The organism is Mesorhizobium captivum (assembly GCF_033977165.1).
GTDB classification, from domain to species: Bacteria; Pseudomonadota; Alphaproteobacteria; order Rhizobiales; family Rhizobiaceae; genus Mesorhizobium; species Mesorhizobium captivum.
Genome location: NZ_JAVIJB010000004.1, coordinates 151,686 through 167,520 on the forward strand (window position 1 = coordinate 151,686; position 15,835 = coordinate 167,520).

The window sequence follows — 15,835 nt, forward strand, 5'->3', positions numbered from 1 at the left end:
GATAGTCAGAATGGTCATGGGATTGAAAGGTGTCTGCCCCCAAAAAGGATACCAACTGGACGGTCGCCGGGGCAAAAGCCCGGCTCTCGGAGGTTATTGAGCGCGCGCAGTCTTCGCCGCAGACGATCACCAGAAACGGCAAACCAAGCGTGGTTGTCGTCTCGGCCGAGGAATGGCAGCGGAAGACCGCACGTAAGGGTACACTTGCGGAGTTCCTGCTGAACTCGCCGCTGCGCGGCGCCGATCTCGACCTGGAGCGTCACCGCGACGAGCCGCGCGATCTGCCGCTGTGAGGCTGTTGGTCGACACGAACGTCCTGTCCGAGGTGACAAGGCCATCGCCGGCCCCTCGCGTCTTGGAGTGGCTGGACCGCCTTGACGAGGACCGCTCGTTCATCAGCGTCGTGTCGATCGCCGAAATCCGGCGCGGCGTTGCCCTGATGGATGAGGGCCGCAAACGCGAAGCTCTGGCCGAGTGGCTCGCTCGAGATTTGCCGCAGCGCTTCGAGCAAAGGGTTTTGCCGGTGGACGAAGCCGTTGCTTTGGCCTGGGGCGACCTGATGGGCCTTGCCGAGCGCAGCGGTCGCGGTCTGTCGTCGATGGACGGCCTGATCGCAGCCACGGCGATTGCGCAGCAGCTCACATTGGCAACGCGCAATACGAAGGATTTCGAAGGCTTTGGAATCGAACTCTTCGATCCTTGGAGCGCATGAATTCAGGGCTGCATGTCGAGACTGATGAGCGACCCAATTTGCTCCGTCACAAGAGAGCCGAGACAATGTGTAGCCTCAAGGCACGTGACAAGCGCTTCGGCTTCGACTATATGAGCGGCATGATCCACCTGACCGCCTCGTTTTGGTACTTTTACTACGACAGCTCGCTGGCGGCGGGAGGATTGCGCTCGATCTGAAGATTGCAGCACCTAAATCCGAAAAGCCGCCAGACCTGGCGGCTTTTTCGTTTCAGCCGGCAGGTCTCCTAACCAGGAGCAGAAAGCCGTGTTGACCACCACAGACGACCTTCGGGTCAAGGAACTCAAAGTACTGAGCACGCCGGAAGAGGTGATGCGCGAGATACCGCGCTCACTCACGGCGACACGAACCGTTGCCGCTTCGCGCAACGCCATCCATTCCATCCTGACCGGGGCCGACGATCGACTGGTCGTCATCGTCGGCCCTTGTTCCATCCACGATCCGGTCGCCGCCGTGGACTACGCCAGCCGTCTGGCGGCGCTGCGCGAGGCCCTAGCCGACCGGCTCGAGATCGTCATGCGCGTCTATTTTGAGAAGCCGCGCACCACGGTCGGCTGGAAGGGACTGATCAACGATCCCGACCTCGACGGCAGCTTCAACATCGACAAGGGGCTCAGGATGGCGCGCAACGTGCTCTCCGCCGTCAACAATCTCGGCCTGCCGGCGGCGACCGAGTTCCTCGACATGACGACGCCGCAATACATCGCCGACCTCGTCGCCTGGGGCGCCATCGGCGCGCGCACGACCGAGAGCCAGATCCACCGCGAGCTGGCGTCGGGCCTGTCCTGCCCGGTCGGCTTCAAGAACGGCACCGACGGCAATCTCAGGATCGCCGCCGAGGCGGTGAAGTCGGCGGCCCAGCCGCATCATTTCATGGCCGTCACCAAGGGCGGCCGCAGCGCCATTGCGGCGACCACCGGCAATGAGGACTGCCACGTCATCCTGCGCGGCGGCGTTGTGCCCAACTTCGACGCCGCAAGCGTCGACGCGGCCGCCACGGAGCTTGCCCGCATCGGCGTCGCGCCGCGGCTGATGATCGATGTCAGCCACGCCAACAGCGGCAAGAAGCCGGAGAACCAGCCAAAGGTCGCGCATGACGTGGCTGGGCAAGTGGCCGCTGGCGACGAGCGCATCATCGGCGTCATGATCGAGAGCAATCTCGTCGCCGGCCGCCAGGATGTCGTGCCCGGCAAGCCTCTCGTCTACGGCCAGAGCATCACCGACGGCTGCATCGACTGGGCGACCACTGAGACGGTGCTGCACGGCCTTGCCGGCGCCGTCGAATGGCGCCGGTCGGCAAAGCGCGAAATGCTCGCCACCCGGCAGGGCGCCGCCTGAGCGGAATGTTGGGGAGGGCGGCGATCACGCCGCCCTCAGCCCTTCCCATGCGGTGAACACCGAGACCGCGAACAAAAGCAGTCCGGCCACGCGCCCGGCAAGGATGGTCGCCCGGGGATTGTCGACAAGCAGCGCCCGGCTGCGGCCGGCGCTGATGGCGAGCCCGCCATAGATCCCCGCCTGCGTGGCGACCGTCAGCAATCCCATGACGGTCGCCTGCATCCAGATCGGACCGTAAGCCGGCTTCAGGAACTGCGGATAGACGGCAAGGATGAAGAGGTAGGCCTTCGGGTTGATCAGGCAGGTGACCAGCCCCTGGCGAAATGCCTTACAGGCGGAGCGGCTGCCTGCTGGTTCGTCATTGCCGACGGTGATCGAGCTGCGCATCAGCGAAATCCCGATATAGGCCATATAGCCGGCGCCGGCGACCAGCAGCGGCTTGAACAGGATCGGCACGAAATGCATAAGCAGGCCGACGCCGATCGCCCCGTTCAGTGTATGCACCGCGCCGCCCAGCATGATGCCGGCGGTCGCGGCAAGGCCTCTGTCGCGTCCGCCGGTCAGCGCATTGGCCAGCACAAATAGCATGTCCATGCCGGGGACGGCGATGATGCCGAAAAGCAGGACGAAGAACAGCCAGAGGTTTTCGCTGTAGCTCATGTCAATCGCGCGGAGCCCCATGCGGCCGAACCACGGAGGATCCCGTTGATTTTCAAACCGATGGGCGTTCCTATAGGACATCCCAACTGACGAGGTGTGTCAGTAGCGTTTCGGCTGAGTGAGGAAAATGCGGTCGCCGCTCCTGTCTAGTCCAACGATTTGGCCGTGGGCGGCGTTGACCGATCGGTTTGCTCCGCGGATCGCGGATAGTCGACGCCGACAAGAAACAGCCCGTCCGGCGGCGCGACCTGGCCGCAGGCGGCGCGGTCGCGCGCTTCCAGCGCCGCCTTGAGGTCGGCGGCGCTCCAGGAGCCGTCGCCGACCCGTCTCAGCGAACCCACCATCGAGCGCACCTGGTTGTGCAGGAACGAGCGCGCCGAGGTTCGGACCTCGATGAGATCGCCATTGCTGCCGACATCGAGGCGGTCGAGCGTGCGGACCGGGCTTTCGGCCTGGCACTGGGTGGAGCGGAAAGTGGTGAAATTATGCCGCCCGAGCAGCACTTTCGCCGCCTCGTGCATGGCCTCGGCATCCAGCCGTTTCGGCACCCACCAGACCCTGCCCTTTTCCAGAGCCGACGGGGCGCGGCGATTGAGGATGCGATAGAGATAGTGGCGGCCGGTGGCCGAAAAGCGCGCGTCGAAGCCGTCGGCGACGACCGCCGCCTTCAGGACGGCGATGCGCGCGCCGGCCGCCTGCAGATGGGCGTTGACGGCATCGCGCACCTTGTCGCCCGCCCAGGCCTTGGCAAGATCGACATGCGCCACCTGGGCGGTGGCGTGCACGCCGGCATCGGTGCGGCCGGCGGCACGTAACCTTACTTCTTCGCCGCAGAATTTTTCGATCGCCTGCTCGATCGCCTGCTGCACCGAAGGCTGGTCCGCCTGATGCTGCCAGCCGGCGAATTGGCTGCCGTCATATTCGATATCGAGACGAAAACGCGGCATATGCAGTTGGCGCTCGCCTAAGCGGCGAGCGCGGTAAATGCGGAAGCGTAGACCAGCTTGCCGGTCGCGGGCGCGTCGCCCCAGGCAAGAGCCTGCAGAGCCTCGCCCTGGTACTCGCTCTCGAACTTTTCGGCGCGGGCATGGGCGTAGCCGAAGCGGCCATAATAGGCCGGGTCGCCCAGCACCACGGCCAGCGTCTCGCCGGCTTCCTTGAGGCGGACATGCGCCTCGCGGATCAGCGCGCCGCCGATGCCGGTGCCGTGGAAGGACGGCTCGACCGCCAGCGGCGCCAGCGCCAGCGCCGCGAAGCGCTTGCCGCCGTTCTGCACGAAAAGCCTGGAAAACAGGATGTGGCCGACGACCTGTCCGTCTTCTTCCGCGACCAGCTCGACGACGGCGTCGCCGCCGGTCACCAGCGCGTCGACCAGGCCGGCCTCCGCCTGCTGGCCAAAGGCATGCTCTTCGACGAGGCGGATCGCCTCGCGATCCCGCGGCGTCGCCGCGCGTATCGACATCATGCTCATGTTAGTTTCGTTCCTTTTTCGATCTTGGCCCCGCGCAAAAACTCCTGCGCGGCGGCGGGCCTTCCGCCCGCCCGTTGAACTTCGACCAGCCGCACCGCGCCTGACCCGCAGGCGACCGTCAGCCGGTCATCGAGAATTCCTCCCGACTCGCCGACGCCATCTGAGGGCGTCGAGCGAAGCAGTTTCAGCCGCTCCACGCGGCCGCCAATTTCGACCTCGCACCACGCGCCTGGAAAGGGCGAGAGGCCGCGAATGTGATTGTGGACTTCGCCGGCAGGCCGCGTCCAGTCTACGCGTGTCTCCGATTTATCGATCTTTCGGGCGTAGGTCACCCCTTCCGTCGCCTGTTGGGTAAATGTCAGACAATTTATCCCCAGCCGCGTCAGCGCTTCCACCATCAGCGAAGCGCCGATAGCCATCAGGCGGTCGTGCAATTCACCGGCGGTCATATCGGGTGCGATGGCGCATTTTTCAACCAATGCCACCGGACCGGTGTCCAAACCTTCTTCCATGCGCATCACCATCATGCCGGTCTCGGCATCGCCGGCCATGATGGCGCGCTGGATGGGAGCGGCGCCCCGCCAGCGCGGCAGAAGCGAGGCGTGGCCGTTGAGGCAGCCGAGTCTGGTCGCCTCCAGGACGCGTTTTGGGAGAAGCAGCCCATAGGCGACGACCACGGCGACGTCAGCCCGCAAGGCGGCGAAGGCCTGCTGCTCGGCTTCGCCCTTGAGCGATGTCGGCGTGCGCACCTCAAAACCCAGCCGTTCCGCCTCGCGCTGCACCGGCGACGGCGTCAATTCCAGCCCGCGCCGGCCGGCGGCGCGCGGCGGCTGCGTGTAGACGGCGGCGATGTCATGGCCGGCCTCGGCGATCGCGCGCAAGGTCGGCACGGAAAAATCCGGCGTGCCCATGAAGATGACGCGCAGGGGCATGACCCCTAGCCCACCATCTTGCCCGGCGCCTTGTCCTTGGCGAGCTTCTTGAATTTCCTCACCACCATGTCGCGCTTCAGCTTCGAGATGTGGTCGATGAACAACACGCCGTTGAGATGGTCGATCTCGTGCTGCAGGCAGGTCGCCATCAGGCCTTCGGCCTGCATCTCCTGCAGCTTGCCGTCGCGGTCGAGATATTTGACCCGCACCGCGGCCGGACGCTCGACCTCGGCATAGTAGTCGGGGATCGACAGGCAGCCTTCCTCATAGACCGAGCGCTGGTCCGAGCTTTCGAGGATCTCCGGGTTGATGAAGACGTGCGGGGCAGGCGGCTCGTCTTCCTTGGCAAGGTCGATGACCAGCAAGCGCCTCGGCTCGCCGACCTGGATCGCCGCCAGCCCGATGCCCGGCGCGTCATACATGGTCTCCAGCATGTCGTCGGCGAGCTTGCGCAAATCGCCGTCGACGCGCTCGACCGGTTTGGAAACCTGGCGCAGGATCGGATCGGGAAGGATGATGAGCGGCTTGATCGACATGGCGTCTCACCTAAGACGTCGTTGGAAAAGCGTCAACCGGGACGACTTTGCCCTGTTCACGTTTTGATCTGTGCCAGTGGGCCGAATCGGTTATGCTGCGGGCATGAACGACATGACCTCCATCCTTTCCGAGCCAGTTGCACGACTCGGCGCTACCACGATCACGCTCGGCCAGGCGCTCGGTTTCGGCGCAGCGCTGCTGCTTGCGCTGTTCATGGCGCTCGTCGTCGCGTTGTGGCGCGCCGCAGGGGCACGCGCGGTGGCGGCGACAGAGGCCGCCGACCATGCGCGTGACACCGAGGCGCGCATGGCCGACATCCTGCAGGCGCAGGCCGAGATGCAGGGACGGATGGGCGCGATCGCCGAAGTGTTCGGGGCGCGGCAGGCCGAGCTCACCCAGTCGCTGGGACAGCGGCTCGACGCCATGACCGGCCGCCTCGGCCAGACGATGGCCGAGCAGACCAAGTCGACGCATGAGAGCCTGGCCAAGCTTCAGGAGCGGCTGGCGGTGATCGACACCGCGCAAGGCAATATCCAGTCTTTAGCCGGACAGGTGGTGCAGCTGCAGGCGATCCTCTCCAACAAGCAGACGCGCGGCGCCTTCGGCCAGTCGCGCATGGAGGCGATCATCGCCGACGGCCTGCCGCACGGCGCCTACGAATTCCAGGCCGGCCTCTCCAACGGCAGCCGGCCGGATTGCCTGGTGCGGATGCCGAACGGCGCGCCGATGCTTGCCATCGACGCCAAATTCCCGCTCGAAGCCTGGAACGCCATTCGCGCCGCCGAAGGCGCCGACCTGCAGAAGGCGGCGGCGCAGGCGTTCCGCCGCGACATCGAGGTGCATATCCGCGATATCGCCGAAAAATACCTGATCCAGGGCGAGACGCAGGACACCGCCTTCATGTTCGTGCCGTCGGAATCGGTGTTCGCCGAGATCCACGAGAATTTCGAGGCAGTGGTGCAGAAGGCGCACCGCGCCCGCGTCGTCATCGTCTCGCCCTCGCTTTTGATGCTGTCGATCCAGGTTATCCAGGCGATCTTGAAGGACGCGCGCATGCGCGAGCAGGCGCATCTGATCCAGGGCGAGGTCATCCGCCTGATGGAGGACGTTCAGCGCGTCGACGAGCGGGTGCGCCGGCTGCAGACGCATTTCGGCCAGGCGACCAAGGATATCGACGACATCCTCGTCTCGACGTCGAAAGTGACCAAGCGCGGCCAGAAGATCGAGGCGCTGGAGTTCGCCGAAGGCGAAGCCGAGCCTCCGCGCAGTCCGGCAAAAGTGGAGGCTGGCGCGCGCGTTGCGGACTCGAAGACGGGCCAATTGCGACTCAGGGTCGTCGAGGACGGCGAGTAGCAGGGCTCCTACGCGTTGGCGATTAGCCGAAGCGCCTGTCTCTTCGTCATTCTAGGGCGGAGCAAGGAGCTAAGCGACGCGCGCAGACCCTAGAATCCATGCCGCGACTGCGAAGTGCCGCAACGGTGAAGAATTCTGATCCGTCGCGTTCCACGGCAAAGGTCATGGCATGGATCCTCGGGTCAAGCCCGAGGATGACGAACGGACAGCGGGCTTCGGCTAATCGCCAAGGTCTGAGGCAGCCCCGCCTGACTGATTACTGCTCCTCGACGATCCTGGTGCCTTCGAATTCCGGCAGCCAGTGCAGCGCCGAGCGATGCCAGTACTGCGTCCTCGGCACCAGCTGGTCGCGCTGGCGCGCCGTGCCGGTCCGGATGCCATAGACCTTCGGCCCGTCGCCGACGGACGTGACATAAAGATGCGAACCGCAATCGCCGCAAAAGGCCTGCGCCCGCTTGGCGCCGCTCGACCCGGTCTTGATGTAGACCTTGGGCGTGCCCTTGGTGATGCGATAATCTTCCTCCGGCACCCGCACGGTGACGCGAAAAGCCGTGCCGGTGAGTTTCTGGCAATCCGTGCAGTGGCAGATCGAGGTCTTTTCGGGATCGACCTCCGCCTCATAGGTGATGGCGCCGCAATGGCACCCGCCGTCGATTCTCATCGGCTTACTCCCTAAAAGATGGTTTCGTTCAAACCTAATCCTCTTCGGAGACCTCGGCGATAGCCTTACGCCTGCGCTCCCATGTGCCAGTCGCCTGCGGCTTGACGAACAGCCTGGTGATTTCGGGCATTTCCTTTTTCAGTCGTGCCTCCAGACGCTCAACGCAGGCCTCGATCTCGGGCGCGGTGAGATGATCCTCGAACTCGATGCTGAGGCCCGCTACGATTTCCTCGGGGCCGATATGGACGCTCAATATGCCATTCGCCCGCTGCACTGCGGGATCCTGCTCGGCGATCGCCAGCACCTTGCGCTCCACTTCGACAGAAGCGGGCTCGCCCATAAGCAGGCCCTTGCTCTCGCGCGCCAGGAAGATCGCGGTCGCGCCGAGGATGATAGCGATGCCTATGGAGCCGACGCCATCGAGCTCGGGAATTTCCAGCAGCTCGGATGCGAGGATACCCGCGAAGGCAACGGTGAGGCCGAGCAGTGCCGCGCTGTCCTCGAAAAGTACCGTGTAGACGCTCGGATCCTTGCTGAGCCGCACCGCCTCGAACCAGCCCTCCCGGCCTTTCTGTCCCCGAAACTCCTTCAGCGCCACCAGCCAGGAGCTGCCTTCGAACAGGAAAGACAGGCCGAGCACGATGTAGTTGACCCTGGCGTTGAGGACCGGCACGGGGGCCATGATGTGGATGACGCCCTCGTAGAAGGAAACCCCGGCGCCCAGCGCGAAGACCAGAAGGGCGACGATAAAACTCCAGAAATAGAGCTCGCGCCCGTGCCCGAGCGGATGCGTGCGGTCGGGCGGGCGCGCTGCACGGCGCATGCCGTGAAGCAGAAGCCCGCCGTTGCCGGTATCGACCAGCGAATGCACGCCTTCCGACAGCATGGCGGAGGAACCGGTGAAGAGCGCAGCGGCGAACTTGGTGAGCGCGATCGCGAGATTGCCGGCGAGCGCAGCATAGATCACCCTTTTCGAGCCGCTATGCCCTGCCATCCGCTTCCAGATCCTCTTCAGAGTGCCTTAAAGCGCGTCGCGTTGAAACGGATTCAGGCGACGCGCTTTAAGTCTTTGTTTTGATGCATGTCGTTGCCCCAGAACCGCTGCACACTTCTGGGCGACATGCATTAGCTTAACGACACGCCGGCCGAAGCTCTACAGACAATGCGCCAGCCGTTGCGAGGTTCACGGGTACTGACGGACATCGGTCGCCGGCGCTCGAAACCTGTTCGATGCCCGCCGAATCAGGGAAAGCGGTTGACATCGGGGAAGCCGGCTTTCGAAGCGGCAAGCGGCCTCTTGCGGTCGGGCGTTTCTCTTGTTTCACTTGGGCTGCCCACAATCGGAGGAGCGAATCATGGCTAAAGGTGCGATGAAGGCGGGCAAGGAACCCCGCAAGCCGAAGAAGGACGCGAAGAAACCAGCCGCGGCCCCGGCTCCGAAGGCGCCGCCGGTCAAGGCGATGCGCATCAAAGAGAAGTAGACCGCCAGCGCGCTCTATCCGTCTCGATGCGGATTTGAACCGGCGGCATGCCGAATGCTGCCGGTACCTTGTTGATCGGGGGGCCGGGCTACCTATATCAACGCGGCGAGGACGACCTCGCTTCCCCGAAAAACCGGCCGGGACGACCCGCCACCTCGAGCATCGGATGACCGATGCTGGAATGACGGAGCGGCTGCGATGTCCTGGATTTTTCTTTTCTTCGCCGGCCTGTTCGAGATCGGCTGGGCGATCGGTCTCAAATACACCGAGGGTTTCTCGAAACCGCTGCCGACCGCGCTCTCAATCGCCTCGATGATCGTCAGCCTTGGCCTGCTCGGTCTGGCATTGAAGGAATTGCCGGTCGGCACGGCCTATGCGGTATGGACCGGCATCGGCACCGTCGGCACCGCCTTGCTCGGCATCTGGCTGCTCGGCGAGCCGGCGACAGCGGTCCGGCTCTCCTGCATCGGCCTGATCGTCTGCGGCATCGTCGGGCTGAAGCTCGTCGCGTGACAAACCCAGGCCAGGTAGATCGTTTTCGCGCATTTCCGGGCGGAAAACCGCTACACACTTTTCCTGGAATTGCTCCAGTGGTCAGGACAAACGCCTTCAGGGCCGCCGATGGCGACCCTGAAGCATCTTCGAACGAACCTATGTCAGCGGGCGGAGAAACCCGGCGGCGTACGGCCAACGCGCGCCTTGCGGGCAGCGTAGCGCGCGTCGCGCTTGGCCTTGCGCTCTGCCTCGTCGGCGAGCAGACGGGCGATGCGCTCATTCTCCTCGGCTTCGCGGATCTTCGCCTCGGCCGCCGCCGCCTCTTCGGCTGCACGACGAGCCGCTTCGGCCGCGGCCTCGCGCTCGGCCTTCTCGGCCGCTTCGCGCGCCAGCTTTTCCTGCTTCAGCCTGGCCTTCTCGGCCTCGCGGATCGCACGGGCCTCGAGGATCGCCTTGCGCTCCGCCTGACGCGCCAGCACCGCGGGATCATCCGCCGCCGGCTTTGCCTTGAAACGCTCCAGGAGCGCCTTCTTTGCCTCGTTCGCGGCATTGCGCCGCTCGAATATGTCTTTTTCCCTGTAGATAGCCAAATCCACTTCCCTGCAGTCAATTCGCGACGCTTACATACGCGCGAAAGCGACGAGTTCAAGCGCCAAAACGGTATGCCAGCCATGAAAATCTGCGCTGTTGCCGCAGGGATACGTCGCACGGAGCGATGCACTGTTCACAAATCGCGCCTCTGGCGGCTGGCCGGGCCGATCGCTACCTCTAGCGTCGATAAACAACGCCCAAACAGGGCATCAGGATGCAATCGACATGGAACTCGGACTCTACACTTTCGCGGATGTCAGCCCGGAACCCGGCCCCGGCGCCATCGGACCGCATGAACGGCTGCGCAACCTGATCGAGGAGATCGAGCTGGCCGACCAGGTCGGTCTCGACGTGTTCGGCCTCGGCGAACATCATCGTCCCGACTATGCGGCCTCGGCGCCGGTGGTCGCTCTTGCCGCGGCTGCCGAACGGACGAAGCGCATCAAGCTCACCAGCGCGGTCACCGTGCTTTCCTCCGACGATCCGGTGCGGGTCTTCCAGCAGTTCGCGACGCTCGACCTTCTGTCCAACGGCCGCGCCGAGATCATGGCCGGGCGCGGCTCCTTCATCGAATCCTTCCCTCTGTTCGGCTACAACCTTGAGGACTATGACGAGCTCTTCGCCGAGAAGCTCGACCTCCTGCTTGCTATTCGCGACCAGGTGAAGGTGACGTGGCAAGGCAAGCTCCGCGCGCCGATCAACGGCCGCGGCGTCTATCCGCGGCCATTCCAGGAAAAGCTGCCGATCTGGATTGCGATTGGCGGCACGCCGCAATCGGCGGCACGGGCCGGCGTGCTCGGCCTGCCGCTGGCGCTTGCTATCATCGGCGGCGAGCCGGCCCGCTTCGCGCCGCTGTTCGATATTTACCGCGAGGCGGCAAAGCGCGCCGGCAACGATCTCGCCACGCTTGCCACCAGCCTCAACGTGCACGGCTTCATCGCCGAGACCACCGAGGCGGCGGCCGACGACTTCTACGAGCCCCAGGCCGAGGTGATGAACCGCATCGGCCGCGAGCGCGGCTGGGGCCCGACCTCGCGGGCACATTTCGACCACGCGCGAGGTCCCGGCGGTGCCTTGTTCGTCGGCAATCCCGAGCAGGTGGCGGAAAAGATCGTCGCCCAGCACAAGATATTCGGCAACGACCGCTTCCTGCTGCAGATGGCGATCGGCACCATGCCGCATGCCAAGATCATGAAGGCGATCGAGCTTTACGGCACCAGGGTGGCGCCGATCGTGCGCAAGGAAACGGCGACGGCCGCGCCCACACCGGCGCCGGTAGCCTGACGATACCAGTCCGACAGGATCCGTTCATCCCCGCCGGCTAGCCCCCCTCTATCTCTTTGTTTTAATGCGATTCGGACGGAAAACCGTTCCCACTTTTCCTGGAATTGCTCCAACGGAACCTTGGCGCGGCGCGCACGTTTTCCTCGACGACTGCGAGGGGAACCGATGAAAGCCGAAACGACCGCGTCGGGCGCGAGTATTGCCGAAAGCCCCGATCCGCGTGCTGGCGTGCGCGCCGAATTGCGGCTGATGCGATCTATGCTAATCGGCATTTTCATCCTGATGACGGTTGCCGCGCTCTATTTTGCGCGTGCCTTCTTCATGCCGGTGATCCTGGCCTTCCTGCTGGCGCTGACGCTGACGCCGATCGTGCGCTTCCTGCGCAAGCGCGGCATACCGGAGGTGGTCTCGGCGACGTTACTGGTGTTGCTCTCCATATTTATCTTCGTCAGCGCCGGTTATCTGCTGAGCGGGCCGGTCATCAACCTTGTCAACAACAGCTACTCGATCGGCCAGCAGCTCACAGAAAGGCTTGCGCCATTCAAGCGTCCGCTCGAGATGATGGCGGATGTCTCGCGCCAGCTCGGGGCGCTGACCGAGACTACGCAGGAACCGGGCGTGCAAAGGGTCGCGGTGGCGCCGTCCGGCATCCTGTCCGCCGCGGCCAGCAACATCCTAGGGGCAGGCACCAGCATCACCATCGTCTTCGTGCTGTCGCTGTTCCTGCTTGCCTCAGGCACCTTGTTCTACGAGAAGATCGTCCAGTCCTTCACCAGCCTCAGCCAGAAGAAGCGGGCGCTGCGCGTCGTCTATGACGTCGAGCGCGAGATCTCGCATTACCTGCTCACCGTCACGCTCATCAATGCCGGCCTCGGCACGGTGATCGGGCTGGGCCTGTGGGGGCTCGGCATGCCGAACCCGCTGGTCTGGGGCGCGGCGGCGGCACTGCTCAATTTCCTGCCCTATGTCGGCGCGCTGATCACCCTTCTGCTGGTCACCGTGATCGCGCTGATCAGCTTCGACAGCATCTCCTACGCGCTGCTGGCACCCAGCTTTGTGCTGCTGTGCGACATTATCGAGGGCCAATTCGTGACGCCGGTCATGGTCGGCCGAAGACTGGAGATCAATGCGGTGGCAATCTTCATTGCCATCGCCTTCTGGTCATGGCTATGGGGCTTTATCGGCGCGCTGATGGCGGTGCCGCTGCTGGTGGTCATCAAAGTGTTCTGCGACCATTTCGAGGGCTTCAGCCATGTCGGCAATTTCCTAGCGGCCCAGCAGGCCATCGTTGTCGAAGACGAGCCGACCGAGAACAACCACAACGCCGCATGACGTTCTGGCCCAATCCTCAAACTCGGCCCTTGTTTGCCGCATCGGCGACGAGTGCCTATATCGGACCGGTCAAGCCGGACCTGCCCCTCATGACCGACGCTTCCTTCGATATCGATGCCTATTTCGCGCGCATTGGCTATCGCGGCCCTATGGATGCTTCGCTGGCAACGCTGAAGGCGCTGCACCGGCAACATCCGCAAGCGATCCCGTTCGAGAACATCGATGCCTTGATGGGCGTTTCGGTCGGGCTCGATCCGGTGTCGCTGCAGGACAAGGTCTTCAAACACGGCCGCGGCGGCTATTGCTTCGAGCACAATCTGATCTTCATGCATGCGCTTGGAGCGCTGGGTTTCAGTGTCAGCGGGCTCGCCGCCCGCGTGCTGTGGGGCCAGCCGGACGACGCCATCACGCCGCGCAGCCACATGCTGCTGCGTATCGAGCTCGATGGAAAAACCCATATCGCCGATGTCGGCTTCGGCGGCCTGACACTGACGGCGCCGCTGCTGCTGGAGCCGGATCTCGAGCAGCAGACACCGCACGAGGCGTTCCGTATCGACGAGACCGGCGATCATTTTCGCCTGCAGGTTAATATCGGTGGCGCCAATATCGGTGGCGCCAACATCAGCGGCGATTGGCGCACCCTCTACCGATTCGACATGCAGCAGGCCTACGCGGTCGATTATTCTGTGAGCAGCCATTTCCTGTCGACACATCCGAGCTCGCATTTTCTTTCCACATTGGTTGCCGCGCGCGCCCTGCCCGACCGGCGCTACGCGCTGCGCAACAACCGCTTGTCGATCCATCATCTTGGCGGTCGTAGCGAGCAGCGGGAGATCGCGTCGGCCACCGAGCTCGCCGACGTGCTGGAGAGCCAGCTCGCCATCGTCATTCCCGACCGCGCCGCCTTCGAGGCGAGGCTGCGGCAGAAGAACATCGTGGAGACCTGATCAAATGACCGCCCTTTCGGTTCTCGACCTGTCGCCGATCATCCAAGGCAGCACCGCCTCGCAGTCGCTCGCCAATTCACTCGACCTTGCCCGCCATGCCGAGCGGCTGGGCTACAAGCGCTACTGGCTCGCCGAGCATCACAACATGCCGGGCATCGCCAGCGCCGCGGCTTCCGTTGTCATCGCCCATGTCGCCGGCGGCACGAAGACGATCCGGGTCGGCGCCGGCGGCATCATGCTGCCCAACCACGCGCCGCTGGTGATTGCCGAGCAGTTCGGCACGCTCAACGCGCTTTTTCCGGGCCGCATCGACCTCGGCCTCGGCCGCGCGCCAGGCACCGACATGATGACGGCGCGGGCGCTCCGCCGCAATCTGGAGGCCAGCGACAACTTCCCTCAGGATGTCGTCGAGCTGATGGGCTATTTCCAGCCGGCCGAGGAAGGGCATCGCATCCGCGCGGTGCCGGGCGAAGGCCAGGAAGTGCCGGTCTGGATCCTGGGCTCCAGCCTCTACGGCGCGCAGCTCGCCGCAATGCTCGGCCTTCCCTATGCTTTCGCCTCGCATTTCGCGCCGGCCGAGCTCGACCACGCGCTGGAGGTCTACCGCACGCGCTTCCAGCCTTCGGCCCAGCTCGACAAGCCCTATGTGATGCTCGGCCTCAATGTCTTCGCAGCCCCCACGGACGCCGAGGCGAAGCTGCTGTTCACCTCGCTGCAGCAGGCTTTCGTCAACCTGCGCAGCGGCCGGCCCGGGCAATTGCCGCCGCCGGTCGAGAACTATGACCGCGATCTCGATCCGGTCGCCAAGTCCATGCTTGCCCAGGCGCTGTCCTGCGCCGTCGTCGGTTCGCCCGAGACGGTCCGCCAGGGCATCGACGCATTCGTGCGGCGCACCGGCGCCGACGAATTGATGGTCACCGCCCAGATGTTCGACCACCCGGCGCGGGTGCGCTCGTTCGAGATTCTTTCCGACGCCCACAAGTCGATATCGCAAGCGGCCTGACCAACCCGATGGCTTTTGCCTGACATACTCGTCTGCTAGAGCGGTTCATCGTTTCACCGAAACGCCGAACCCCCCTAGCTATTTGTTTTTACGCAATTCCGGACGGAAAACCGTTTCACACTTTTCCTGGAATTGCTTTAAGGGCAGGTCCCCTTCCTCAAGCGCGAGCCTCCCCGTGACCGATAATCTCGACCAGCGCATGCATTTCGCCATCGACCTTGCGCGGCGCGCGGGAGAGCTTGGACTGAAATATTTTCGCGATGTCGAAAACCTGACCATCGAGATCAAAGGCCATCAGGATCTTGTCTCCGATGTCGATCGCGAGGTGGAGCTTTTCGTCCGTGCGGCGATAACGGCAGCCTATCCGGACGACGGCATTGTCGGCGAGGAGCATGCGCCGGCGACCGGCAAGACCAGCTATGTCTGGGTGATCGACCCGATCGACGGCACCGCCAATTTCGTGCGCGGCATTCCCGCCTGGTGCGTGGTGATCGCGTGCGCCAGGGACGGCGAAACGATAGTCGGGGTCATCCACGAGGCTTCGACCGGCGAGACTTTCCATGGCCGCCTTGGCGGCGGCGCCTTCGTCGACGGCCGGCCGATCAGGGCGAGCGGCGCCAAAGCACTTTCTGAAGGCTCGGTCGGAACCGGACTTTCGAACCGCGCGTCGACCGAACATGTCGCTGTTCTGGTCAGCATGATCATGGCGGAAGGCGGCGTCTTCTACCGCAACGCGTCCGGCGCCCTGATGCTCGCCTATGCGGCCGCAGGCCGGCTGCTCGGCTATGTCGAGGAGCACATGAATGCCTGGGACTGCTTGGCCGGCATGCTTCTGGTCGAAGAGGCGGGCGGGACGGTGCTCAAGCCTGACCCGAGGACAGTGCTGCAGGAAGGAACGCTGGTGATCGCTGGCGGGAACAACATCTTCCCGAAGCTGCGCGCGCTTTGCGCAGAAGCGTTCGGAGACTAGTCCCTCGGCATTACAAAATAAATCGGCGT

General features: G+C 64.1%; 20 protein-coding genes. 12 read left to right on the top strand and 8 right to left on the bottom strand.

Annotated elements, in window-relative coordinates; genetic code table 11:
* The first annotated feature begins 29 nt into the window (after positions 1-29).
* The 4 genes from RFM40_RS05940 (at position 30) to RFM40_RS05955 (ending at position 2,089) form a co-directional block, all read left to right on the top strand.
* Entirely contained in the window at positions 30-293 is a 264-nt protein-coding gene (locus RFM40_RS05940) for a type II toxin-antitoxin system Phd/YefM family antitoxin (RefSeq protein WP_320227843.1), read from the top strand.
* Positions 290-712, top strand: coding sequence for a type II toxin-antitoxin system VapC family toxin (locus RFM40_RS05945; RefSeq protein ID WP_320277307.1), 423 nt, complete (start codon positions 290-292; stop codon positions 710-712). Before RFM40_RS05940 ends, RFM40_RS05945 begins: the two co-directional genes overlap by 4 nt.
* A gap of 65 nt (positions 713-777) precedes the next feature.
* Positions 778-909, top strand: a complete 132-nt coding sequence (locus RFM40_RS05950; RefSeq protein WP_320227845.1) for a hypothetical protein — start codon at positions 778-780, stop codon at positions 907-909.
* A gap of 88 nt (positions 910-997) precedes the next feature.
* Entirely contained in the window at positions 998-2,089 is a 1,092-nt protein-coding gene (locus RFM40_RS05955; RefSeq protein ID WP_320227846.1) for a 3-deoxy-7-phosphoheptulonate synthase, read from the top strand.
* 24 nt (positions 2,090-2,113) lie between these two features.
* Here RFM40_RS05955 and RFM40_RS05960 read toward each other — a convergent pair whose 3' ends face one another.
* From RFM40_RS05960 to def, 5 genes are all read right to left on the bottom strand, one after another.
* Positions 2,114-2,749: a LysE family translocator gene (locus RFM40_RS05960; protein ID WP_320227847.1), complete on the bottom strand. Its 636-nt coding sequence runs from the start codon at positions 2,747-2,749 to the stop codon at positions 2,114-2,116.
* A 146-nt stretch (positions 2,750-2,895) separates the two neighbouring features.
* On the bottom strand, positions 2,896-3,696 hold the full coding sequence (gene truA / locus RFM40_RS05965; protein WP_320277308.1) for a tRNA pseudouridine(38-40) synthase TruA: 801 nt from the start codon (positions 3,694-3,696) through the stop codon (positions 2,896-2,898).
* Positions 3,697-3,713: 17 nt separating this feature from the next.
* On the bottom strand, positions 3,714-4,220 hold the full coding sequence (locus RFM40_RS05970) for a GNAT family N-acetyltransferase (protein WP_320218105.1): 507 nt from the start codon (positions 4,218-4,220) through the stop codon (positions 3,714-3,716).
* Positions 4,217-5,152: a methionyl-tRNA formyltransferase gene (fmt, locus tag RFM40_RS05975; protein ID WP_320227849.1), complete on the bottom strand. Its 936-nt coding sequence runs from the start codon at positions 5,150-5,152 to the stop codon at positions 4,217-4,219. The genes RFM40_RS05970 and fmt overlap by 4 nt, the downstream gene beginning before the upstream one ends.
* Before the next feature lie 5 nt (positions 5,153-5,157).
* Positions 5,158-5,688 (bottom strand): peptide deformylase, encoded by a 531-nt coding sequence (gene def / locus RFM40_RS05980; RefSeq protein ID WP_320218103.1) that lies wholly within the window; start codon positions 5,686-5,688, stop codon positions 5,158-5,160.
* Positions 5,689-5,791: 103 nt separating this feature from the next.
* On the opposite strand from def, the gene RFM40_RS05985 reads away from it, so the two are divergent.
* Positions 5,792-7,042, top strand: coding sequence for a DNA recombination protein RmuC (locus tag RFM40_RS05985; RefSeq protein ID WP_320277309.1), 1,251 nt, complete (start codon positions 5,792-5,794; stop codon positions 7,040-7,042).
* Between the two features lie 256 nt (positions 7,043-7,298).
* Here the strand turns inward: RFM40_RS05985 and RFM40_RS05990 are convergent, their stop codons facing one another.
* Together RFM40_RS05990 and RFM40_RS05995 are read right to left on the bottom strand one after the other, a co-directional pair.
* Positions 7,299-7,703 (bottom strand): GFA family protein, encoded by a 405-nt coding sequence (locus RFM40_RS05990; protein ID WP_320227851.1) that lies wholly within the window; start codon positions 7,701-7,703, stop codon positions 7,299-7,301.
* Positions 7,704-7,737: 34 nt separating this feature from the next.
* On the bottom strand, positions 7,738-8,697 hold the full coding sequence (locus tag RFM40_RS05995) for a cation diffusion facilitator family transporter (RefSeq protein ID WP_320227852.1): 960 nt from the start codon (positions 8,695-8,697) through the stop codon (positions 7,738-7,740).
* Positions 8,698-9,058: 361 nt separating this feature from the next.
* Between RFM40_RS05995 and RFM40_RS06000 the strand changes: the two genes are divergently transcribed.
* Both RFM40_RS06000 and sugE read left to right on the top strand, forming a co-directional pair.
* On the top strand, positions 9,059-9,184 hold the full coding sequence (locus RFM40_RS06000; RefSeq protein ID WP_082953831.1) for a hypothetical protein: 126 nt from the start codon (positions 9,059-9,061) through the stop codon (positions 9,182-9,184).
* Positions 9,185-9,382: 198 nt separating this feature from the next.
* A complete protein-coding gene (sugE, locus tag RFM40_RS06005) occupies positions 9,383-9,697 on the top strand; it encodes a quaternary ammonium compound efflux SMR transporter SugE (protein ID WP_320227853.1) in 315 nt (104 codons plus the stop codon).
* A gap of 143 nt (positions 9,698-9,840) precedes the next feature.
* Here sugE and RFM40_RS06010 read toward each other — a convergent pair whose 3' ends face one another.
* Positions 9,841-10,269, bottom strand: coding sequence for a DUF6481 family protein (locus RFM40_RS06010; protein WP_320218098.1), 429 nt, complete (start codon positions 10,267-10,269; stop codon positions 9,841-9,843).
* A gap of 226 nt (positions 10,270-10,495) precedes the next feature.
* Between RFM40_RS06010 and RFM40_RS06015 the strand changes: the two genes are divergently transcribed.
* The 5 genes from RFM40_RS06015 (at position 10,496) to RFM40_RS06035 (ending at position 15,806) form a co-directional block, all read left to right on the top strand.
* Positions 10,496-11,554: an LLM class flavin-dependent oxidoreductase gene (locus RFM40_RS06015; protein WP_320227854.1), complete on the top strand. Its 1,059-nt coding sequence runs from the start codon at positions 10,496-10,498 to the stop codon at positions 11,552-11,554.
* Between the two features lie 165 nt (positions 11,555-11,719).
* A complete protein-coding gene (locus tag RFM40_RS06020; RefSeq protein WP_320227855.1) occupies positions 11,720-12,886 on the top strand; it encodes an AI-2E family transporter in 1,167 nt (388 codons plus the stop codon).
* Between the two features lie 89 nt (positions 12,887-12,975).
* A complete protein-coding gene (locus tag RFM40_RS06025) occupies positions 12,976-13,833 on the top strand; it encodes an arylamine N-acetyltransferase family protein (protein WP_320227856.1) in 858 nt (285 codons plus the stop codon).
* A 4-nt stretch (positions 13,834-13,837) separates the two neighbouring features.
* Positions 13,838-14,836: an LLM class flavin-dependent oxidoreductase gene (locus tag RFM40_RS06030; protein ID WP_320227857.1), complete on the top strand. Its 999-nt coding sequence runs from the start codon at positions 13,838-13,840 to the stop codon at positions 14,834-14,836.
* A 175-nt stretch (positions 14,837-15,011) separates the two neighbouring features.
* The gene (locus RFM40_RS06035) at positions 15,012-15,806 is read left to right on the top strand and encodes an inositol monophosphatase family protein (protein ID WP_320227858.1); all 795 of its coding nucleotides are present in this window, start codon (positions 15,012-15,014) and stop codon (positions 15,804-15,806) included.
* The last annotated feature ends 29 nt before the right edge of the window (positions 15,807-15,835 follow it).